This window comes from Flavobacterium sp. HJSW_4, assembly GCF_042436695.1.
In the GTDB taxonomy this organism is placed as follows: domain Bacteria; phylum Bacteroidota; class Bacteroidia; order Flavobacteriales; family Flavobacteriaceae; genus Flavobacterium.
On sequence record NZ_JBHNPP010000015.1, the window covers coordinates 1 to 24,060 of the forward strand.

The following is a 24,060-nucleotide window of genomic DNA, read 5'->3' on the forward strand; positions in this document are numbered from 1 at the left end:
TAATTGCAAATGATAAATTAAACGGAAATCCAATTGTTGTAGGAACAGCTGCGGGAGAAGTTAAGTTTGAAATTGTTGGAACGCTTCCGGCGGGTCTTTCATTAAATTCAGATTACACGATAAGCGTTGCACCGAATACTCCAAAAGGAGATTACAAAGTAGAATACAAAATCTGCGAAAACACCAATCCGTCAAACTGCGATTCAGTTATAGATACTGTACCGGTTACAGCAGGAAATCTAGTGGCAAATGCAGATGAGATTCCATCAGTTTTAGGATCGAATGTTCCTCAGACTTTAGGGAAAAATGTTTTTGACAATGACACTAAAAACTCACAGCCGTTAGATCCGAAAGATGTTACGCTGAAAACTACAGCATCAGATCCAAAAGGATATCTGACAGTAGGTTCAGACGGAAGCATTGTCTTGGGCGCTAATCCTCCAGCAGGAGATTACGAGCTTACGTATGAAATCTGCGAGAAATTAAACCCAGACAACTGCAGCTCAAACACTGTAAAAGTAACAGTTAGTTTGCCTGCAATCGATGCGGTTGAAGATGTGATCGCTTCGATCAACGGAAACATTGGAGGAAAAACCATTTCATTAATTGCAAATGATAAATTGAACGGAAATCCGATTGTTATAGGAACAGCGGCGGGAGAAGTTAAGTTTGAAATTGTCGGAACGCTTCCGGCGGGACTTTCATTAAATTCAGATTATACAATTACTGTTGCACCGAATACGCCAGCAGCAAATTATAATGTAGAATACAAAATCTGCGAAAACACGAATCCGTTAAACTGCGATTCAGTAGTTTTAATTGTACCAGTTAAAGGAGGTAAACTTATAGCAAACGAAGATCTTGTACCAGCAGTTGGAGTAAATGTTCCTCAGGAAGTAATCAATGTTTTTGCGAATGATACAAAAGACGGAAATCCATTAGTGCCTTCAGATGTAAATCTTACTGTAACTAAAGCTGATCCAAAAGGATATTTAACTGTAGATGTAAACGGAAATGTTACACTAGCGCCTAATGCGCCTGCAGGAGACTATGAATTGACTTATGAAATCTGTGAAAAATTAAATTCAAATAACTGTGATTCAAATGTTGTAAAAGTAACGGTAACAGAACCAAAAATGACAGTTGTAGCAAACAGCTATTGTTCAAACAATGTTCCGTATGTTAATTATACAGTTACACCAGACAATTTCGTAGCAAATAATTTATTGACTATTAGATGGATTGATAGCAATAATAATGTTGTTGCAACTCAGACCAATCAGCAATTAAGCGGAAAGATTTTATGGCCAGGAGCAGTAATTGATAGTAATGAAAATGGAATTGATTGGCCAGGATGGGTTTTAAATAATGGTATTTGGACAGAAGGTGCTGATGGATTTGAAGCTACCAGAAATGGAGTGAAAATGGAGTTTTCATTAAATCCAACGGTAACAGTTTCTGTTGCATATCCTTCTGCTACATCAGATTGTAATGCGCGTCCAACATTCTCTATAAAAGCAAATAATGATGAGACAGGTCCAATAAATGTGAAAAAAGGAGCAAACGCTACGGTTAATATTTTTGAAAATGACGTATTGAATGGAGCTGAAATTAAACCTTCAGATGTTATTTTATCAGTACCAGTAGTAAATCCAAACTTCTCATTAAATGCAAATGGCTCAATTAATATTTCGGCAAATACGCCAGATGGAGTTTATGAATTGACTTATCAGATCTGTGAAGCTGCAAATACATCAAATTGTGCTCAAGCGATAATTAAAATTACAGTAAATAATGTTGCAGATCCAGTTCCGCCAACAGTAAATGAGATCACTTTAAATAATGATAATGATGTTAGCGCAGACGGAATTAACGGCTCTCTGGAATTTATCAATGTTTTAGAAAATGATTTAATAAACGGTCAGCCAATTAATCCAGCAGATGTTATTGTAAAACCATTAATTCCTGATGCTTATTTTGAATGGAATGCTGACGGAACAGTAAGCGTAAAACCAAACACACCAGGAAATACGTATACATTAACGTATCAAGTTTGCGAAAAAGCAAATCCATCAAATTGTGCTACGGCGACATTAAATGTTTTTGTTGAAGTTCCAGCTATTTCGGTTGTTAAAACTGCAGTTTTCAATGATGAAAATAAGAGTGGTTTTGCAAATGCGGGTGAAACAATTACGTACAAATTTACTGTAACCAATACAGGAAATGTGCCTCTTGTTGGTATCACGATAAACGATCCGTTGCCGGGAGTAGTAGTTTCTGGACAAGCAATTAATTTGGGAGTTAACGAATCGAATGAAACCAATTTTACAGCAGTTTACAAAATAACGCAAGAAGATATTAATCGAGGAAGCGTAAGCAATCAAGCAATTGCAAATGGAAGCAGTGTAAGAGGAGTTATGGTTGAGGATAAGTCAGATGATGCAAGCAATAGCGGAGATAATCCAACAGTCTTAGACTTAAACGGATGTTCTATTAAAGTGATGAATGCTTTCTCTCCAAACGGAGACAGCAAGAATGCAAGATTTTACATAAGAGGAATAGAGTGTTATCCAGAGAATACGGTTGAAATTTATAATCGTTGGGGAGTTCTAGTTTTCAACATAGATCAGTATAACAATAACGATCGAGTTTTTGTTGGATATTCTAACGGACGTTCTACAATCAAACAAACAGATGGTCTTCCAGTTGGAACGTATTTCTATGTCTTAAAATACAAAGACGGCGCTCAAAATTCTCACCAAGAATCTGGTTACTTATACCTTAATAAATAAAATTGGACTACGGCTTAGTTAGCGCTAAGCCGTTCTAAAGCTTAATAAATGAAAAAATTAATTTTAGTTTTTATGTTTTTTTCGATTGTGTCACACGCGCAACAAGATGCGCAGTATACACAATACATGTATAACACAATCGAAGTTAATCCAGCATATGCAGGTTCGCGAGGAGCTTTAAGCGTTTTTGGTTTGTATCGTACGCAATGGGTTGGATTAGATGGAGCGCCAGAAACGAGTACATTTTCTGTTAATACACCTTTGAAAAATAGTGATTTAGGACTTGGAGTTTCTTTGGTAAATGATAAAATCGGGCCAACTGTAGAAAATACTTTATCGGCAGATTTGTCTTATACAATTCCGACTTCAGACACTTGGAATTTATCTTTTGGAATTAAAGGAACAGCGAATCTTTTTAACATCGATATTAATAAATTGAGTTACGAAGATCAAGATGATCCGCAGTTTCAGAACCTTAAAAATAAATTTTCGCCAAATGTTGGAGCAGGACTTTATTTTCATTCTGACAGAGCGTATGTTGGATTGTCGGTTCCAAATTTTATAGAAACCAATCGATATGATTCAAATCGTCATGATTCAGGCGATGTTGCTATTTTCAAAGAAAAAATTAATTACTATTTAATAGCAGGTTATGTATTTAATCTAGATCGTTTAGAATACATCAAATTCAAACCAGCTTTAATGGCTAAAATGGTAGAAGGAGCTCCTTTGCAGGTTGATGTTTCTGGAAATTTTATGTTTAATGACAAATTCGTTTTAGGGCTTGCTTACCGTTGGAGCGCATCTGTTAGTGCAATGGCAGGATTTCAAGTTACAAAAGGAATGTACGTAGGTTATGGTTACGATCATGAAACGACGCAATTAAGAAAATACAATTCTGGATCTCACGAGATTTTCCTAAGATTCGAATTCTTTAATAATTACAATAAAATGATATCCCCAAGATTCTTTTAATACAACCTATGAAAGCTAGAAATTTAATATTGATCGTTTTACTGTTTAGTTTTATTTCCAATGTAAATGCACAAAATCCATTTACGACAATGAACATAAAATATGCAGATAAAAAATACGAAGAGTACGCTTACGCGGATGCCATAAAAGTATACGAGACTTTAGTAAATGCAGAAACTACTAACGAAGGCGTAATTCAGCGTTTAGCAAATTCATATTATTTTAATGGAGAATTAAAAAATGCATTAAAATGGTACGAACAATTATTTGTGATAAACGAAAACCAAGATGCAGAATATTTATACCGATATGCACAATCGTTAAAATCGGCGGGAAATTATCGTAAGTCTGACGAGATTTTGCAGAAATTCAATCAGAAAGCAACTTCAGAAAAAAGAGCAGATCTTATTAGAAGCGACAAAAATTATTTAGAGGATATAAAAGAAAATTCAGGCCGATTCCAAATTGCCGATGCGGGAGTTAATTCTCGTTATTCAGATTACGGAAGCACTGTTTACAATAACAAAATCGTTTTTACTTCTGCGCGCGATACTGGCGGAGTGGTAAAAGCCAATTTTCAATGGACAAACAGATCTTTCTCTAGATTATACATGGCAGATTTAATGCCAGACGGAAGTGTTGGAAAACCGCAACTTTTAGTTAAAAGAAAAAAAGACAATTTTAATGAGTCAAGTCCGATTTTTACAAAAGACGGAAGAACGATGTATTTTACCCGAAATAATTTTACAGATGGTAAAAGACGTAGCAACGACAAAAATGTAACCTTATTAAAATTATATAAAGCAGAATTTATCGATAACGAATGGAAAAATGTTGCGGAACTTCCTTTCAATAGCGATCAATATAGCACGGCACATCCGGCTTTAAGCGTAGACGAAAAAACACTTTATTTTGCATCAGATATGCCGGGAACGTTAGGACAATCTGATATTTACAAAGTTGCAATTAATAATGACGGAACTTTTGGTGCGCCAGAAAACTTAGGTCCAGCTATTAATACAGAAGGAAGAGAAACTTTTCCTTTCATTTCTGAAGAAAATGAATTGTATTTTGCTTCTGACGGACGTCCAGGCTTAGGCGGATTGGATATTTTTGCTTCGCGTATAAAAGCAAACGGAACTTACGATGACGTTCTAAATGTTGGAGAACCTGTAAATAGCAAGCAAGACGATTTTGCTTTCAGCATTGACAGTAAAAGCAGAAGCGGTTATTTTTCTTCAAACAGAGAAAACGGACTTGGGATGGATGATATTTACAGATTTGCAGAAACCAGAAGATTAATCTGCGAACAAAATTTATCAGGAACTGTTACCGATGCAGAATCAAACGCAATCTTGGCGAATACTTCTCTGACTTTATTCAATGAAAAATTTGATCCAATTGGAACTATCACAACAGACGAAAAAGGAAATTATGTTTTTCCGGATTTAAGATGTGGTAAAAAATATACGATTAGAACTGCGAAAGACGATTATAATGCCAAAGAAGTTGTAGTAACTATTAGCAGAGAAAAAGGAGAAACGACTCAAATGATTGGATTAAACAAAGTGTTTAAACCGCTTGCAGCAAAAACGGTAGCGATCAAAAAAGTAGCTATCAGTCCAGTAAAATTGAGTTCGATGCGAGTAGGAGTAGATATTGCAAAATTGCTAAACCTTCCTATGAATTTCTTCGATTTGGGTAAAGCAACGATTAAAAAAACATCAGAACCACAGTTAATGAAAGTGGTGAATCTTTTAAACGATTATCCAAACATGAAACTAGATATTCGTTCGCATACAGACAGCCGTTCTTCTTCAGAAAGCAATCAGATTCTTTCGGAGAAAAGAGCGCAATCAACCAAAAACTGGTTGGTTCAAAAAGGAATTGCCGAAGACAGATTAACTGCCAAAGGTTACGGAGAAACACAATTGGTTAACAAATGTGCAGACGGAGTAAAATGTTCAGAAAAAGAACACATGAAAAATAGACGAAGCGAATTTATTATTGTAGCAATGTAAAACGAACTTCTTCAAATAAAATAAAAACCCTTTTCTAAATTTTAGAAAAGGGTTTTTTAGTTAATCCTTAATAGTAGAATCTCCAGCAAGCAAATAATTAATTTCACTTAAAAACTCAAATTCATTCATTGGAATTAATTGGAGAACTGTTTCTAAAATGAGACTAACATTAATAGATTGGCTTTTGTTGGTTTCAGAAATTTTATGAGCATCTTGCTCTAAAGCCAAAATGCATAATTTCAACATATCAGTAATTACACAACCCAATTCCAAATAACTTTGAAATTTAATTTGGGCAACGTTATCTTCTATTTTGCCATTAGTCGGTTTTAAGGTTTGAAAATAGAAAGAAGTTAGTTTTTTAAGTTGGACTGAATTTTTGATTTCGTTTAATTCCATAAGTTGTTGTTTTTTTATTTTAAGTTTCGCAAGTTCCTTTTTCTTTTTATCTTTTTTGACATACGATAATATGTTTTTAAAGTAATTTCTTATTTTTTTCAAATGTACTTCAATTGGAAGAAAGATCGAACGACATATATGTCGTGTTATGATTTTTTTTCTGGTAAGTCCCAGAGGGACGAAATATTTATAGAAAACATAATAATTCTCCATAAAAAAGCCCCATCGGGGGTGATATGTCGCTCCGCTGGAGCTTCTATATTCTTGTCTTTTTTTTGCTATAAATCTTGTGCTCCGCTGGAGCATTTTTTTTGTCGTTGTGAAAAATGAAGATTATTTCGATTTTTAAAATTAATTAAAATTCGTAACTTTTTTTTGAGCCAAGTATCAGATACACAAAATGTTTATAGTTAAAAAATCTAATTTTCCTCAAAAAAGTATTCTAAACAATTCCATTCTTTACAGTATACTATTCAAAAAACGACTTTTTGTTTATTTTGTTTAAAATGAATAAGTTATGATTTCAATAAAACGTTTTCGTTGCAGATCGTGTTGGTTTTTATTATAACTTTATAATCCTAAAAATTTTTCATTATGACTGTAGATCAAATACTTAAAGCAAAAGGAAGAAATGTCTATTCGATTGTCTCCAATTTAACGGTTTATGATGCGTTAAAAGTTATGGGAGAAAAAAACATTGGAGCAATTTTAATTATTGATGATAACGTTTTGAAAGGAATATTATCTGAAAGAGATTATGCCAGAAAAATTGTTCTGAAGGATAAATCTTCTAAAGAAACTTTTGTTCATGAGATTATGGAAAGTAATGTTTTTACAGTAAAACTTTCAGATAATCTTGAAGATTGTATGGAACTTATGAGCGAAAAAAGAATAAGACACTTGCCTGTTCTCGAAGACGGAATCGTAGTTGGAATCATTTCAATCAGCGATGTAGTGAAGGCAATTATAGAAATTCAAAAAGATACAATCAACCATTTGAATTCTTATATTTCTCAATAAACGGTATCTAAAAACGATAAAAATTCAAACGAGTCCAATTTCTATTGGACTTTTTTTATTTATTCGAATGGATTTTAAAAAAAGAAAACGCTAAAAAGACTCCATTTTAAAACAAGACTTATATCTTTGTAAGCTAGAATAAATGCTAAAAAAATGAACAAAGAGAGTAAAAGAAGAGAAGCGTTACTGTATCACGCAGAACCAACTCCAGGAAAAATTCAGGTAGTTCCAACAAAAAAATATGCAACCCAGAGAGACTTATCATTGGCTTATTCGCCAGGAGTTGCAGAACCATGTTTAGAAATCGCAGCAAACAAAGAAGACGTTTATAAATATACAGCAAAAGGTAATCTAGTAGCCGTTATTTCAAACGGTACAGCTGTTTTAGGACTTGGAGATATCGGTCCAGAAGCAGGAAAACCAGTAATGGAAGGAAAAGGATTGTTGTTTAAAATATTCTCTGACATTGACGTTTTTGATATCGAAGTTGATACAAAAAATGTTGAAGAATTTATTCAGACTGTAAAAAATATTGCTCCAACTTTTGGAGGTATTAACCTTGAAGATATCAAAGCTCCAGAATCTTTTGAAATTGAAAGAAGATTGATCGAAGAATTGGATATTCCAGTAATGCACGACGATCAGCACGGAACAGCAATTATTTCTTCTGCAGCTTTAATCAATGCACTTGAATTGGCAGGAAAAAAAGCTGAAGACATAAAAATGGTAGTTTCTGGTGCAGGATCTGCAGCAATTGCTTGTACAGATTTATATGTTTCTTTAGGAGTAAAAGTAGAGAACATTTTAATGTTCAACAGTAAAGGACTTTTAACAAAAGACAATTCTTCTTTATCAGATTTACAATTAAAATACGCTATTGACGGAGCAAAAATTCCTTTAGACGAAGCAGTAAAAGGCGCTGATGTTTTCATCGGATTATCTTCTGGAGACATTTTATCGCCAGAAATGTTATTGACAATGGCAAAAAATCCGATTGTATTTGCAATGGCAAATCCAAATCCGGAAATCGACTATAATTTAGCTGTAGAAACGAGAAAAGACGTTATTATGGCGACAGGACGTTCAGATTTTCCTAATCAGGTAAATAACGTTTTAGGTTTCCCTTATATTTTTAGAGGAGCGTTAGACGTAAGAGCGACAAAGATCAACGAAGAAATGAAAATGGCGGCTGTAAAAGCTTTAGCTATTTTGGCAAAAGAACCAGTTCCTGAGCAAGTAAACGTAGCTTACGGTGCAACAAAACTTGGTTTTGGTCAAGAATATATCATTCCTAAACCATTCGATCCTAGATTGATTACGGTTGTAGCTCCTGCAGTTGCAAAAGCAGCAATGGAATCTGGAGTTGCAAAAAATCCTATTACAGACTGGGCAGCTTATGAAGATGTGCTTCGCGAACGTATGGGTAACGATAACAAAATGGTGCGTTTAATTACAAACCGTGCAAAATTAAATCCGAAGAAAATTGTTTTTGCTGAAGCAGATCAATTAAACGTTTTAAAAGCAGCTCAAATTGTTTACGAAGACGGAATCGGATTCCCAATCTTATTAGGAAACAAAGAACAGATTTTAGAGTTAAAAGCAGAATTAGGTTTTGATGCCGATTTAGAAATTATCGATCCAAAAACCGATGAGGAAGCCGTAAGACGTAACCAATTTGCAAATTCATTCTGGGAAGCTAGAGGAAGAAGAGGTGTTTCTAAATTAGACGCTGAAAAATTCATGCGCGAAAGAAACTATTTTGCAGCAATGATGGTGAATGAAGGTGAGGCAGATGCAGTGGTAACAGGATACTCTAGAAGTTATCCTTCTGTAGTTAAGCCAATGCTTCAATTAATCGAAAAAGCACCTAATGCTTCTTTGGTAGCAACGGCAAACATGATGCTTACTTCTCGCGGACCAATGTTCTTATCAGATACTGCAATCAACATTAATCCTTCTGCACAAGATTTGATTAATATTGCAATTATGACTGCTAAAACAGCAAGAATGTTTGGTATTGAGCCAGTTATAGCAATGGTTTCGTTCTCAAACTTTGGTTCTTCAACTAGTGAAAGCGCTTCAAAAGTTAGAGAAGCGGTAGCTTATTTACATAAAAATCACCCAGAATTAATTGTTGACGGAGAGATTCAAGCAGATTTTGCTTTAAACCCAGAAATGCTTCAAGAGAAATTCCCATTCTCTAAATTAGCAGGTAAAAAAGTTAATACTTTGGTTTTCCCTAACTTAGAGTCAGCAAATATCACTTACAAATTATTAAAAGAATTGTATAAAGTGAATTCAATTGGGCCAATCATGATGGGTATGGGTAAACCAGTTCACATTTTCCAATTGGGTGCTAGCGTTGAAGAGATGGTCAATATGGCTGCTATTGCTGTTATTGATGCACAAGAAAAAGAAATTAAAAAGAATAAAATAGCACAATAAACGTTCTAACAAGGATTGAACAAATTTGTCGTAGTTTTATGGCATTTTTGTTATATTTGATACTAAGAAATTACATTTATGATAGCACATTTGCAGGGAAGATTAGTAGAAAAGAATCCTACAGAGGTTGTAATTGATTGCGGAGGGGTTGGTTATCAGGTAAATATATCACTGCACACCTTCTCCTTAATTCCAAATTCTGAAAATATAAAATTGTATACGCATCTTCAAATTAAAGAAGATGCGCATACTTTATATGGTTTTGCCGAAAAATCGGAGCGAGAAATCTTTAGAATGCTAATTTCTGTTTCAGGAATTGGAGCAGGAATCGCAAGAACAATGCTTTCGTCAATAGAGCCAAAGCAAATTATAAATGCCATTGCATCGGGAGATGTGGGCATAATCCAGTCTATCAAAGGGATTGGAAACAAAACAGCACAAAGGGTTATACTAGATTTAAAAGAAAAAGTTGTTAAATTGTACGATATAGACGAAGTTTTTGCTGTTCAAAACAATAGAAATAGAGATGAAGCGTTATCTGCTCTAGAAGTATTAGGTTTTGTTCGAAAAGCTTCTGAAAAAGTAGTAGAAAAAATCGTAAAAGAAGATCCTGAAGCTACTGTTGAAACAATTATCAAAAAGGCTTTAAAAAGCTTATAAATTTCATTTTATATAAAAGAATTCTATGCGTAAAATTTGTATTTTGTTGCTGGTATTGCTCTGCGGTAATGTTTTGCGCGCACAGGTCACACCGGCAGCTCAAGATACAACTAAAACTCAGTTTTCAGTAGGTAAGATAGAGATCGGAGATCCTCCGAGCATACTCTCTGCATATCGATACGATCCTATTACAGATCGTTATATCTACACCAACTCAGTAGATGGTTTTTCTATTAATTACCCTTTAATTTTAACTCCAAAAGAATACGAAGATTTAGTTCTAAAAGAAGCCAGAAGAGATTATTTTAGAAAAAAATCTGATGCCATTGACGGTAAAAAGGCTGGAGCAGAAGCTGCAAAAAAAGACTTATTGCCAAGATATTATATCAATTCGAGTTTATTCGAAAGTATTTTTGGAAGTAATACCATAGACGTAAAACCCACAGGGTCAGTTGAAATGGACTTGGGGATGCGTTACACCAAACAAGACAATCCTTCATTTTCACCAAGAAACAGATCCAGTCTGACTTTTGATTTCGATCAAAGAATCAGTATGAGTTTGATGGGGAAAGTCGGAACTCGTTTGGAGGTAAATGCCAACTATGATACACAATCAACTTTTGCTTTCCAGAATTTATTTAAACTGGCTTATACTCCCTCAGAAGACGACATTGTTCAGAAGGTTGAGGTAGGTAACGTTAGCATGCCTTTAAATAGTACTTTGATTCGAGGTGCTCAAAGTTTATTTGGGGTTAAAGCGCAACTGCAATTTGGTAAGACAACTGTTACTGGAGTTTTCTCAGAACAAAAGTCACAAACCAAAAGTATAGTCGCAGAAGGTGGAGGAACGGTGCAGAACTTTGATTTGTTTGCATTAGATTATGATAATGACCGACATTTCTTCTTATCACAATACTTTAGAAATAAGTATGATGCTTCGCTTAAAAATTATCCATTAATTGATAGCCGTGTTCAAGTTACAAGAATTGAGGTATGGGTTACCAATAAGCAGAACAGAGTAACTACGTCAAACAATAACTTAAGAAACGTTATTGCGCTTCAGGATTTAGGAGAAGGGCAGGTTTCTGGTGTGCCAGATAATCAAGTTGTTGTAATTACAGATCCAATTGGATTTTTTAATAATCCTATAGATTCTCCGACTGATAATACAAATAACAAATACGATCCGGCAGCGATTGGAAAAGCAGGAAGTTATTTAAATTCTAATATTAGAGAAATTGTAACGGCAAAATCTGGATTCAATAACACGAACGTAAATGAAGGAACAGATTATTCTGTTTTAGAAAATGCTCGAAAATTAACCACAAACGAATTTACTTTCAACGCTCAATTAGGTTATATCTCTTTACAGCAGCGTTTGGCAAATGATGAAATCCTAGCGGTTGCGTTTGAATATACTGTTGGAGGAAAAACATATCAAGTTGGGGAGTTCGGTAGTGACGGTGTAGATGCAACTGTAGTTACAGGAAACAACAATGCGAATCAGGCAATCGTTACACAGAGTTTGGTTTTGAAAATGCTGAAAAGCAGTTTAACAAACGTGCAAAATCCAGTTTGGAACTTGATGATGAAAAACGTGTATCAGATTCCACAGGCTTATCAAATCAAACAAGAAGATTTCAGACTTAATATCCTTTATACGGATCCTTCGCCAATAAATTATATTACGCCAGTATCAGGAAGTACTTTCCCTGCAAATCCAGCACCAGATGATAAATTAGAACAAACGCCTTTATTAAATGTCTTTAATCTTGACCGTTTAAATTACAATAACGATCCGCAGACAGGAGGAGACGGATTCTTTGATTACGTTCCTGGAGTAACTGTTGATGTACAGAATGCACGAATTATTTTTACAACTAAAGAACCTTTTGGAGAGCTTTTATTTAGAAAATTAAACACCAATTCGGGAGAGAGCTATAATGATCCAACTACATATAATGCGAATCAGAGGAAATATGTATTTAGAAACATGTATAAGAATACTCAGGCTGGAGCATTACAGGATAGTGATAAAAACAAATTCTTATTAAGAGGAAAATACAAATCTTCTGGAAGTAGCGGTATTCCTATCGGTGCATTCAACGTTCCGCAAGGATCTGTTGTGGTAACCGCAGCAGGACGTGTTTTGGTAGAAGGTATTGATTATAGCGTAGATTATCAATTAGGGCGAGTTCAAATATTAGATCCTTCACTTCAAGCTTCTAATACGCCAATTGAAGTTTCATTAGAAAATAATTCAATATTCGGTCAGCAGACAAGAAGATTTATGGGATTTAATGTTGAACATAAAATTTCTGAAAAGTTTGTTGTTGGAGGTACTTTCTTAAAAATGACAGAACGTCCTTTTACTCAAAAATCAAGTTATGGACAAGAATCTGTAAATAATACGATTTTCGGTTTTAACGGAAACTACGCAACCGAAGTTCCATTTTTGACAAGATTAGCCAACAAATTACCAAACATAGATACAGATGTTCCTTCTAATCTTTCGATTCGTGGAGAAGTGGCATTTTTGAAGCCAGATGCTCCAAAAGCAAGTGATTTTGAAGGAGAAGCTACAATTTATATTGATGATTTTGAAGGTACTCAAACTACAATTGACATGAGATCTGCTTATGCATGGAGTTTGGCTTCAACACCATTCATTAATTCTGCTACAGATAATACATTTAATGCAAGCGCAAGTACATTAGAATATGGTTATAAACGTGCTAAATTATCTTGGTATACTATTGACCCAATTTTCTTTACTTCTAAACCGTCTGGAATTTCAAACGATGATTTGTCTTTGAATACAACGAGAAGGGTTTATAGTAAAGAGCTTTATCCAAATACAGATATTGCACAAGGACAGATTCAGGTTATTAATACGCTAGATTTAACGTATTATCCATCAGATAGAGGACCTTACAATAACAACCCTAATTTTGGAGCAAGCAATCCGTCAACTAATTTTGGTGGAATTATGCGTGCACTTAACTCTACGAACTTTGAGCAAGGAAATGTTGAGTATATTCAGTTTTGGGTACTTGATCCATATGTTGGAACAGGTCAGGCTCAGGGAACTAATAACGGAAAGATTTATTTCAATTTAGGTGAAGTTTCTGAAGACGTTCTGAAAGACGGAAGAAAACAATATGAAAATGGTTTAGGACCAGATCAGGTTATGGTAAACCCACAGCCAATTTGGGGAGACGTACCAGCATCTCAGTCCTTAATTTATGCATTTGATACTAATGCAGACAATCGTAAAAATCAGGATGTTGGTTTAGACGGTTTGCCAGATGCAAAAGAAGGATCAATTTATACGAATTATGCAGGAGAGCCAGACCCTGCTGCTGATAACTATAAGTATTTCTTAAATACAGAAGGAGGCGTATTGCAACGTTATAAGCAATATAATGGAACTGAAGGAAACTCTGCTGTGAGTATTGATGATCCAAATCGAGGCTCTACAACTCTACCAGACGTTGAAGATATCAATCGTGATAATACCATGAGTACAATCAATGCTTACTATGAATATAGTATTGATGTAAGACCAGGTATGCAAGTTGGAGAAAATTACATTACCGATATTAGAGAAGTTCAAAATGTAGAACTTCCTAATGGAGCTTCAACGAATGCAAGATGGATTCAGTTTAAAATTCCTGTTTCGAAACCTCAAAATACGATTGGAAATATTAGCGATTTTAGATCGATTCGTTTCATGCGTATGTTTATGACCGGATTTAACGATCAGATGACAGTTCGTTTCGGAGCGTTGGATTTAGTTAGAGGAGAATGGAGAAAATATACTGGAACATTAGATGCAAATGATACAAACCCTGATGACGACGGAACACAATTTGATGTTGCAGCTGTAAATATTCAGGAAAACGGTACAAAATGTCCTGTAAATTATGTTATTCCACCTGGAGTTCAAAGAGAGCAATTGTATAATAACAATACAATTATCAATCAAAATGAACAATCTTTAGCATTGCGAATAGCAGGTTCAGGATTGGAATATCAAGATTCTAGAGCAGTTTTTAAAAATGTAAGTGTTGATATGCGTCAGTACAAAAAACTGAAAATGTTCCTTCACGCAGAATCACTTCCAAATGAAACTCAACTTTTAGACGATGAGATGATCGGATTTATTCGTTTTGGTAATGACTTTACACAGAACTTTTATCAAATCGAGATTCCATTAAAAGTAACAAGAACTGGAGGTTCATGTACAATCAGTCCAGATCAAGTTTGGCTTGAAGAAAATAACATTGATGTAGCTTTATCATTACTGACAAGAATGAAAGTTTTGGGAATGAATATCGATATTAACTCTCCAAAAAGAGATATAAACGGTATTTATTATCCAGACCGAGATCCAGATGTAGATGGTGGTGACCAAGACGGAAAATTAACTTTAGGTATTAAAGGAAATCCGAATTTTGGTTTAGTTCGAAATTTAATGGTCGGAGTAAAAAGCGCGGCAAACCATAAAGATATTATGGGTGAGGTTTGGTTTAACGAACTTCGTATGTCTGATTTGGAAAATAAAGGAGGTATGGCTGCATTGTTGAATGTCGATACCAATATGGCCGATTTGATGACATTGTCTGCTTCTGGTAAAAAGAGCACGATTGGTTTTGGTTCTCTTGAACAAGGCGCTAATGAAAGAGATCGTGAAGATATTCAGCAATACAACATTGTAACCAATATAAATTTAGGAAAACTGCTTCCTCCAAAATGGGGTATTAATCTTCCATTCAATTATGCAATTGGAGAAGAAGTTATTACACCAGAATATGATCCGTTTAACCAAGATATTAAATTAAAGCAGTTAATAGAAGAAACGACAGATCAAGCAGAAAAAGATAATATCAGAACGCGTGCTGTAGATTATACGAAGCGTAAAAGTATTAACTTTATTGGGGTAAGAAAAGATAGAGCGCCAGAACAGAAACCGCATGTTTATGATGTGGAAAACTTTACATTCTCTCAATCGTACAATCAAGTAGAGCGACACGATTATGAGGTTGAAAGTTATGATGATGAACAATCAAATACTTCGGTTAACTATGCTTATACTTTCCAGCCGAAAGAAGTAGTTCCGTTTAAGCAGACCAAATTCATGAAAACAAGTGAATATTGGAAACTGTTGAGCGATTTTAACATCAACTATCTTCCTTCAAATGTTTCGTTTAATACTAATATTTTAAGACAAAGCAATCGCCAGCAATATAGACAAGTTGATGTTGAAGGTATCGGACTTGATCCTCTTTATAGAAGAAACTTCGCATTTAATTATCAATATGGTTTTGGATTTAATTTGACAAAATCATTAAAATTAAATTATACAGCAGCTTCTAATAATATTGTAAGAAACTTTTTGAACGACGATAATACGCCAAAAGAAGACTTTAATATTTGGGATGATTATTTTGACATCGGTATACCAAACCAACATTTACAGCAATTGGTTTTAAACTATGATATTCCGATTAATAAAATTCCAATATTTAGTTTCGTAAAAGCTACTTATTCGTATACGGCAGATTACAATTGGCAGAGATCTTCAACAGCACTTTCTCAATATGTTGATGAAAGCGGAGTATCTTGGGATTTAGGAAATACGGTTCAAAATGCCAATTCAAATACTTTGTCGACGACATTAAATATGAATATGCTGTATAAATATTTAGGTCTAACACCAGGAGGAAAGCCAGCAAAACAAAAACCTGCGGCTCCACCAAAACCAGGAGAAAAGATTGTAAATACGGCTAAACCAGTTACGAGCAGTAATCCTTTTTATGATGGTTTAATTGGAGTTTTGACAAGTATTAAAAACGTTCAGATTAACTATACTAAAAATAGCGGTACAGTTTTACCAGGTTATATTCCAGGAGTTGGTTTCTTTGGTACATCTAAGCCTTCATTAGGATTCGTATTCGGTAGTCAGGATGATGTGCGTTTTGAAGCGGCTAAAAATGGATGGTTAACTAGTTATCAAAATTTTAATCAAAACTTCACGCAAGTAAGCAACAAGCTTCTGAAAGTAACAGCAAATGTAGATTTACTGCCTGATTTGAAAATTGATTTGGCTATGGATCGCGCTTATTCTGAAAACTCATCTGAACAATATAGTGTGGATCAAAATACAGGCGAATACATACCATTGTCACCGTACAGTTATGGAATGTTTTCTATTTCAACGGTATTGATTAAAACAGCATTTTCAACAAGTACAGAAACAGTGTCATCGGCTTTTGATGATTTTAGAAGTAATCGTTTGATTATTGCAGACCGTTTGGCGGCGCAGCATTATGGCGGAGCTGAAATTCCTAGATATGGAGATGCAAACAATCCAATTCCAGCTGAAACAGATCCGAACTATAAAATTTATGTATCCAATGTAGGCTATCCTATCGGTTTCTCAAAAAGTAACCAAGCCGTGTTGTTGCCTTCATTTATGGCGGCTTATACAGGCGGAGATGCATCAAGTAGTTCAACAAGTATTTTTAGAAGTTTCCCTATTCCAAACTGGAATGTGAAATATAATGGTTTAATGCGTTATAAGTATTTCAAAGACCATTTTAGACGTTTTTCATTACAACATAATTATAGAGCATCTTACACGATTAGCCAGTTTAGATCAAACTTTGATTATTTTGAAAATCCAAATGGTCAGGACGTAAACACAAACTTTTTTAATAAAACGATTATGTCGAATGTCAATTTAGTGGAGCAGTTTAGCCCGTTGATGAGAATTGATTTCGAGTTGAAAAATTCATTCCGTTTATTGACTGAAGTTAAAAAAGACCGTGCTTTGTCTATGAGTTTCGATAATAATTTATTGACAGAGGTAAGAGGAGTGGAGTATGTTGTTGGAGTAGGATATCGTTTTAAAGACGTAATTATTTCGTCAAGATTGGCAGATAATCCAACAGGAATTATTAAAAGTGATATTAATATAAAAGCTGATTTTTCATTTAGAAATAATGAAACTTTGGTTCGATATTTAGATTACGATAATAATCAGTTGGCAGCAGGACAGAATATTTGGACTTTAAAATTAACAGCCGATTATGCTTTCAGTAAAAACTTAACAGCAATATTTTATTATGATCATTCGTTCTCTAAAGCAGTTATTTCAACTTCTTTCCCATTAACGAATATCAGATCAGGTTTCACACTTCGTTATAATTTCGGAAATTAAATTTGAGTTTATAAACTAGATTTTATTAGAAGATTATTACATTTGTGGCTAAAATTTTAAACAATCAATTTTCAAACACAACGATTATGAGCATACCAGCAAATTTAAAGTACACAAAAGATCACGAATGGGTTAGCATCGAAGGAGATGTTGCGACTGTAGGAATTACTCATTTTGCACAAAAAGAGTTAGGAGATATCGTGTATGTTGAGGTAGAAACTTTAGATCAGACACTTTCAAAAGATGAAGTTTTTGGAACTGTTGAGGCTGTAAAAACAGTTTCTGATTTATTTTTACCATTAACAGGTGAGATCATTGCTTTTAATGAAGACTTAGAAAGTGCTCCAGAAACTGTAAATTCAGATCCTTATGGAGATGGATGGATGATTAAAATAAAAATTGCTGATGCTTCAGAAATTGATACTTTATTATCTGATCAAGCTTATAAAGAATTAATCGGTGCCTAAACAACTATTATTAATTTGGGCAATTATCTGCTCTGGGATCATTACTTATTTTTGTCTGACAGATGCTAGTAATATACCAGCGGTTAATTTTCCGAGTATTGATAAAATTATACATTTCTGTTTTCATTTTGGATTTACAATTTCATGGATTTTGTTTTTCAAAAAAGAATTGAAAGGAAAAGATTCAGACGAATATAAAGCGTATTTAATTTCGTTTATATTTTCTGTTTTTTTCGGAATTACAATCGAAATTCTTCAAAGTGCTCTTACGGCAACAAGAACTGCAGATGTCACAGATATTTTAGCAAATGCTCTTGGGGCTTTCGTTGCGGTTTTTTCTGCAATCGGATTTAAAAAGCAAATCGATAAAATATAATTTAAGAAAACCCACTTCGGTGGGTTTTTTATTACAAGAAAATCAAGCGTTTAAAAAGCTATGTTTTATCAATATAAAATGTACTTTTGTGCTGGTTTTCTGCAACTTCAAACAAAATGAATGTAAAGCAATATTTAGACTCTACGTATTTAAAAACTGCATCCCAAGCTGGTCTTTCGGAAGCAGAAAATACTGTTGTGGTCAAAAATGCAATTGAAGAAGCTATTCAAGAAGGTTTTAAATTGATCATGATTCGTCCAGAATATGTTTCTTTAGCGAAGAAAATGATTGTAGAAGCCAATTCTGTTTTATTGGTTGGAACCGTAATTGATTTCCCGGAAGGAAAGTCAAGTTTGGAAACCAAAATTAAAGAAGCAAACGAAGCTATTGCAAACGGAGCCGATGACTTAGATTTTGTTTGCAACTATGAAGCATTCCAGAATGGAGATCTTGATTTAGTGAAAAAGGAAATCTTAATCGGAACACAGATAGGATTAGCAAATGATAAAACAGTAAAATGGATTATTGAAGTTGCGGCTTTAACAGATAAAGAAATCATTCAGTTGTCTGCTTTGATCAAACATGTTGTAGTTTCTAATTTTAAAGAAGAAGATTTTGATTCTGTTTTTGTAAAATCATCTACGGGTTTTTATAAAACAGACAATAATCAACCAAATGGAGCAACTGTTCCAACAATAATTATAATGCTCGAAAATGCTTCGCCACTTTCAGTAAAAGCTGCTGGCGGAGTCCGTTCATTTGAAGAAGCTGCAGAAATGATTCGTTTAGGAGTAAAGCGCATCGGTACTTCGGCCGCAAAAGCAATTGCAAACGGAGAAATTTCCCCAAATCAATATTAAATAAATACCCCAATTTTAAGTGAATAAGTTTTTTTTGTCCCTTGTTTTAATTTCTTCATTCTTTATTGTTTCTGCTCAGCAAAATGGTAATTCTTCGGTTCAGCCTGGTTTTACATCAGAAATGTTTCCAGTTTTTCCTAGCTGCGAAAATTTAGAAGCCAAAAAATTAGAGAATTGTTTTTACAAAGAAGTTCAGGATTTTGTGTTCAACAATTTTCAAGTTCCGCAAAGATTAAAAGAAAGCAATTATAAAGGGGCAGTAAAAGTACTTTTTGAAGTAAATGCTGAGGGAGAATTTAAAGTGATTTATGTTTCTGCTGAAACCGAAGAATTGTCTGAAGAGGCAAAAAGAGTTTTTGGCACATTTCCAAAAATAAAACCTTCAACTTATAACGGAAAACCAACTTATTCAAAATATACTATTTCTATTGCTATTCCACTAAAAAGCGCAGCACAACTTGAGGCAGAAGCTTTGGCAGCAGCAGAAATTTTAAAACCGATAGAAAAGCCAATGACAGAACTGGATAGTATTGTGTATAAAAAATACAATAATCCAGAATTTGATAGTCATTTAAATATTCCATTTTCTCATAGTTATTATTCGCAATTTGATGCAGAAATGAATCAAGTAGGGAGTAATAATCATACGGCATCTAAGCCTTATACTTATGCTGAGGTTTCAAAATATTATAATTTGAAAGCTGTAAATGAGTCGTTGCAAAAGAAAACTTCAACTTGGTTGGGAAGAAAATGGTGGAATGAAAATCTAGTGCAGATTCAGGGAGAAGATTATTGGTTTGCCTTAAACCCGATTGTAGATTTGCAATTAGGAAAAGCTTCAGATCTTGATGCTTCTTACACTTACGTGAATACTAGAGCGTTAAACTTTAGGGGAGGTTTAGGAAAACAAATCAACTTTACGACTACATTTTTTGAAAGTCAAGGAAGATTTGCAGGATATTATAATGATTATGCAGAATCACTTAAGCCATCTGGAGGAAATCCAGCAATAATTCCGGGAATTGGAATCGCTAAAAATTTCAAAACAGATGCTTATGATTTTCCTTTAGCGGAAGCAAATATTACTTTTGCGCCAGGTAAAATCTTTGATTTTCAATTAGGTTACGGGAGAAATTTTATAGGTGATGGTTATCGCTCATTATTAGAAAGTGATGGAGCAAGTCCGTACCCATACTTTAAAATTAATACCAAATTTTGGAAAATTAAGTACACCAACACTTATATGTGGATGAAAGATGTTCGTCCAGAAGTGACTGCAGAGAGAACATATGCAACAAAATTTATGGCTAACCACTATTTGAGCTGGAACGTTTCAAATAGATTAAACTTAGGTTTTTTCGAATCTGTAGTTTGGACAGACACGAACAATAGAGGCTTTGACGTAAATTTTGTTAATCCAATTATTTTTTACAGAGCGGTAGAGTTTAGTTCTTCTTCTAGAAGCGGTAATGCACTTTTAGGGATAACAGGGAAATACAAATGGAGTAATAGCTTCAATCTTTATTCACAATTCTTGATCGATGAGTTTTCTGTTTCTGATGTTGGAGCTGGAAATCAAAGCTGGAAAAACAAATTCGGATTTCAGTTAGGAGCAAAATACTTCAATGCGTTTAATGTGAAAGATCTTTTGTTACAGGTTGAATTGAACAGCGTGCGTCCTTACGTATACTCACATAGTGCGGTTATTACAAATTACGGACACAACAATCAGAGTGTAGGGCACCAATGGGGAGGGAACTTCAACGAAATTCTAGCAATTGCAAGATATCATAAAGGGCGTTGGCTTGCTGATGCAAAACTGACTGTTGGAAAAAGAGGTTTGGATTTTGATACAGCAACTGATTCTTATAACTACGGAGGAAATATTTATAAAAGTTATGATGTAAAACGCCCGTATGATACAGGTGTGAAAATCGGACAAGGAAACAAAACCAATGTTTTTATTGCTGATGTGCAAGGAGGATATTTGATTAACCCGATGACAAACTTGAAGTTATTTGGAAGTTTGATCTATAGAAATTTTGACCCAACACAAGAAACGGCGGCTACTTTTAAGCAAAGCACCACTTGGTTTAGTATCGGATTACGTTCAGATATTTTTAATATGTATTTTGATTACTAGTTTTTAATAAGATTTTTCGAAATAATAGTGTTAAAGAATGCTGAGATCTTAATTTGTATAGGTTTTATTGAAAAAAATCTAAAATTATAGGTTTAAATTCTACAATCTAATTTGTACATTTGCACCACTCAAAAAAAATACACAAAATACAACGGTATTGAACGCTGCAAAAAATACATTATCACTCAAATCAATATTTCTAGATTTTAAAGAGATTACTAAAGCTGGATTAGCTATTAGTGTTTTGTTTTCTTCTATTGCGGGATATTTATTAGGAGTAGACTCTGAGCATCCTTTTAAATGGAGTGTTTTGGCTGTTTTAGCAGTTGGAGGTTACTGTATGGTGGGAGCTTCGAATGCTTTTAATCAAGTAATCGAAAAAGATATTGATTCTTTAATGGATCGTACCAAAAATCGCCCGGTTCCTTCGGGGCGTATGTCTCCTAGAGTGGCATTATTTGTAGCAAGTTTACTTACTATTGTTGGTATTGCACTTCTTTATACTATAAACGCTAAGTCAGCAATGTTTGCTGCAATTTCTATATTTTTATATACAAGTGTTTATACACCACTGAAAACCGTTACTTCGCTATCTGTTTTTGTTGGAGCTTTTCCTGGTGCGATTCCGTTTATGCTGGGCTGGGTAGCAGCTACTGGCGAATTTGGAATTGAAGCAGGGACTTTATTTTTAATTCAATTTTTTTGGCAGTTTCCACATTTTTGGTCTATCGGATGGTTTTTGTATGAAGACTATGAGAAAGCGGGAATCTTTATGCTTCCTACAGGCAAAAAAGATAAAGGAACTGCATTACAGATCATATTGTACACAATTTGGCTTATAATAGCATCGTTATTACCTGTATTAGGTTTTACAGGGCAATTATTTATTTCTCCAATTGCAGCAGTTTTGGTGTTTCTATTAGGGATTTGGATGCTTTTTTATGCAGTTCGTTTGTATAAGTTAAGAACCGCAAAGGCAGCGAGAACATTAATGCTGGTAAGTGTTTCTTATATTTCGCTTTTACAAATTGTATTTATAGTAGATAAATTTTTAAGATAGTTATGGAAATGACATTGAAAACAAATGAAGAACAAGTAAGAAAATCAAAATCAGCAAAACTGATTCTGCTTTTCGCGATGGTTAGTATGACCATGATGTTCGCTGGGTTAACAAGTGCGTTTGTAGTAAGTAAGTCAAGAGCAGACTGGTTGAAGAACTTTGAGCTTCCTTCTGCGTTTTACTGGAGTACAGCGGTAATTATTGCTTGCAGCGTTACTTTTCATCTGGCAAAAAAGGCAATTCAAAAAGACAATAGAAGCGCAGTTACGAGTTTGCTTCTTGGAACATTGGCTTTAGGGATTTTATTTATAATACTTCAATTTCAAGGATTTGGACAAATCGTTGCGCAGGGGTATTATTTTACAGGAGAAGGTAGTTCAATTACTACAACTTTCCTTTATGTTGTGACGGTTACACACTTGTTACACTTAGCTGGCGGATTAATTTCACTTTTAATTATAATTTATAATCATTTTAAACAAAAATACAATTCGACTCAAACTCTTGGTATAGAACTAGGTGCGATGTATTGGCACTTTTTGGATTTATTATGGGTATATTTATTTTTATTTTTATATTTCTTTAAATAAGAAAAAAACGTAAATTTGGGAACTTTTTAACGAATATCTTTTATGGGAGCGACAGTTACTACTGCAAACAACGACGAAAAAACTTGGGGAGGCGGTCACAATGAGCCTTTAGGAGCAAGTTATGGTAAAATGATGATGTGGTTTTTTATCGTATCAGATGCCTTAACATTCTCTGGATTTCTAGGAGCTTATGGTTTTTCTAGATTCAAATTTATTGAAACTTGGCCTTTGGCTGATGAAGTGTTCACTCACTTCCCATTTATGCATGGTGTTGCGGCTCCAATGTATTATGTAGCATTAATGACTTTTATTTTGATCTTTTCATCTGTAACAATGGTATTAGCTGTTGATGCAGGACACCAATTGAAAAAGACAAAAGTTGCAATCTACATGTTCTTAACTATTATTGGAGGTTTAATTTTCGTTGGTTCTCAAGCTTGGGAATGGAAAAACTTCATTAAAGGTGAATATGGAGCAGTTGAAACTGTTGGAGGTAGCTTACTTCAGTTTGTGGACAAAGATGGTAAAAGAGTAGCTTTAGCTGACTTTGCTGTTAAATTGCCAGAACAAAGAGAAGCTTTAACAAGAAGCCACTCAACTTGGTTTATGGAAGATGCAGAATCTCTTCCAACTTATACAGTTGCTGAAGTTCAGGCTGGTTTTAAAGCTCACCCTGAAATTTTAATCAGAACAGAAAAACTTACAGATAAAAAGAAAAAAACAGTTTTATCAAGAGAAGAATCTGAAAAACATTTAGCTACTGCTAAATATGTAGTTGAAGGAGCTAACTTGATTAGAAACGAGTACGGTAATAAATTATTTGCTGATTTCTTCTTCTTTATTACAGGTTTCCACGGATTCCACGTATTCTCTGGAGTTATTATCAATATCATTATTTTCTTTAATGTATTATTAGGTACTTACGAGAAGAGAAGAAGCTATGAAATGGTAGAAAAAGTTGGATTATACTGGCACTTCGTAGATTTAGTTTGGGTATTTGTATTTACAGTTTTCTACCTAGTTTAAT

Annotated in this window: 15 protein-coding genes; 14 read left to right on the forward strand and 1 reads right to left on the reverse strand. The window is 34.3% G+C overall.

What is annotated here, in order from left to right; genetic code table 11:
* From ACE01P_RS14705 to ACE01P_RS14715, 3 genes are all read left to right on the forward strand, one after another.
* On the forward strand, nt 1-2,792 hold a 2,792-nt coding region (locus ACE01P_RS14705), incomplete at its 5' end, for a gliding motility-associated C-terminal domain-containing protein (RefSeq protein WP_379699119.1).
* A 48-nt stretch (nt 2,793-2,840) separates the two neighbouring features.
* Nucleotides 2,841-3,767 (forward strand): type IX secretion system membrane protein PorP/SprF, encoded by a 927-nt coding sequence (locus ACE01P_RS14710; RefSeq protein WP_379699121.1) that lies wholly within the window; start codon nt 2,841-2,843, stop codon nt 3,765-3,767.
* A gap of 8 nt (nt 3,768-3,775) precedes the next feature.
* A complete protein-coding gene (locus tag ACE01P_RS14715) occupies nt 3,776-5,788 on the forward strand; it encodes an OmpA family protein (RefSeq protein WP_379699123.1) in 2,013 nt (670 codons plus the stop codon).
* A gap of 60 nt (nt 5,789-5,848) precedes the next feature.
* On the opposite strand, the gene ACE01P_RS14720 is transcribed toward ACE01P_RS14715, so the two are convergent.
* Entirely contained in the window at nt 5,849-6,289 is a 441-nt protein-coding gene (locus ACE01P_RS14720; protein ID WP_379699124.1) for a hypothetical protein, read from the reverse strand.
* Nucleotides 6,290-6,781: 492 nt separating this feature from the next.
* On the opposite strand from ACE01P_RS14720, the gene ACE01P_RS14725 reads away from it, so the two are divergent.
* The 11 genes from ACE01P_RS14725 (at nt 6,782) to ACE01P_RS14775 (ending at nt 24,059) form a co-directional block, all read left to right on the forward strand.
* Complete coding sequence (locus ACE01P_RS14725) at nt 6,782-7,207, forward strand: CBS domain-containing protein (protein WP_198854486.1); 426 nt, start codon at nt 6,782-6,784, stop codon at nt 7,205-7,207.
* A 153-nt stretch (nt 7,208-7,360) separates the two neighbouring features.
* Nucleotides 7,361-9,652, forward strand: a complete 2,292-nt coding sequence (locus tag ACE01P_RS14730) for an NADP-dependent malic enzyme (RefSeq protein WP_379699126.1) — start codon at nt 7,361-7,363, stop codon at nt 9,650-9,652.
* A gap of 78 nt (nt 9,653-9,730) precedes the next feature.
* Nucleotides 9,731-10,312, forward strand: a complete 582-nt coding sequence (ruvA, locus tag ACE01P_RS14735; protein ID WP_379699128.1) for a Holliday junction branch migration protein RuvA — start codon at nt 9,731-9,733, stop codon at nt 10,310-10,312.
* Nucleotides 10,313-10,337: 25 nt separating this feature from the next.
* Nucleotides 10,338-17,537: a cell surface protein SprA gene (gene sprA, locus ACE01P_RS14740; protein WP_379699130.1), complete on the forward strand. Its 7,200-nt coding sequence runs from the start codon at nt 10,338-10,340 to the stop codon at nt 17,535-17,537.
* Nucleotides 17,538-17,623: 86 nt separating this feature from the next.
* Nucleotides 17,624-18,004, forward strand: coding sequence for a glycine cleavage system protein GcvH (gene gcvH / locus ACE01P_RS14745; protein WP_379699132.1), 381 nt, complete (start codon nt 17,624-17,626; stop codon nt 18,002-18,004).
* Nucleotides 17,997-18,380 carry a VanZ family protein gene (locus tag ACE01P_RS14750; protein WP_379699136.1) on the forward strand — a complete coding sequence of 128 codons (384 nt, stop codon included), beginning with the start codon at nt 17,997-17,999 and terminating at the stop codon, nt 18,378-18,380. The genes gcvH and ACE01P_RS14750 overlap by 8 nt, the downstream gene beginning before the upstream one ends.
* Before the next feature lie 116 nt (nt 18,381-18,496).
* The gene (gene deoC, locus ACE01P_RS14755; RefSeq protein WP_379699138.1) at nt 18,497-19,240 is read left to right on the forward strand and encodes a deoxyribose-phosphate aldolase; all 744 of its coding nucleotides are present in this window, start codon (nt 18,497-18,499) and stop codon (nt 19,238-19,240) included.
* Between the two features lie 19 nt (nt 19,241-19,259).
* Nucleotides 19,260-21,383, forward strand: coding sequence for an energy transducer TonB (locus ACE01P_RS14760; protein ID WP_379699140.1), 2,124 nt, complete (start codon nt 19,260-19,262; stop codon nt 21,381-21,383).
* Nucleotides 21,384-21,540: 157 nt separating this feature from the next.
* Nucleotides 21,541-22,443 carry a heme o synthase gene (gene cyoE, locus ACE01P_RS14765; protein WP_379699142.1) on the forward strand — a complete coding sequence of 301 codons (903 nt, stop codon included), beginning with the start codon at nt 21,541-21,543 and terminating at the stop codon, nt 22,441-22,443.
* A 2-nt stretch (nt 22,444-22,445) separates the two neighbouring features.
* A complete protein-coding gene (locus ACE01P_RS14770; RefSeq protein WP_379699144.1) occupies nt 22,446-23,033 on the forward strand; it encodes a heme-copper oxidase subunit III in 588 nt (195 codons plus the stop codon).
* Between the two features lie 42 nt (nt 23,034-23,075).
* Complete coding sequence (locus ACE01P_RS14775; protein ID WP_379699146.1) at nt 23,076-24,059, forward strand: cytochrome c oxidase subunit 3; 984 nt, start codon at nt 23,076-23,078, stop codon at nt 24,057-24,059.
* The last annotated feature ends 1 nt before the right edge of the window (nt 24,060 follow it).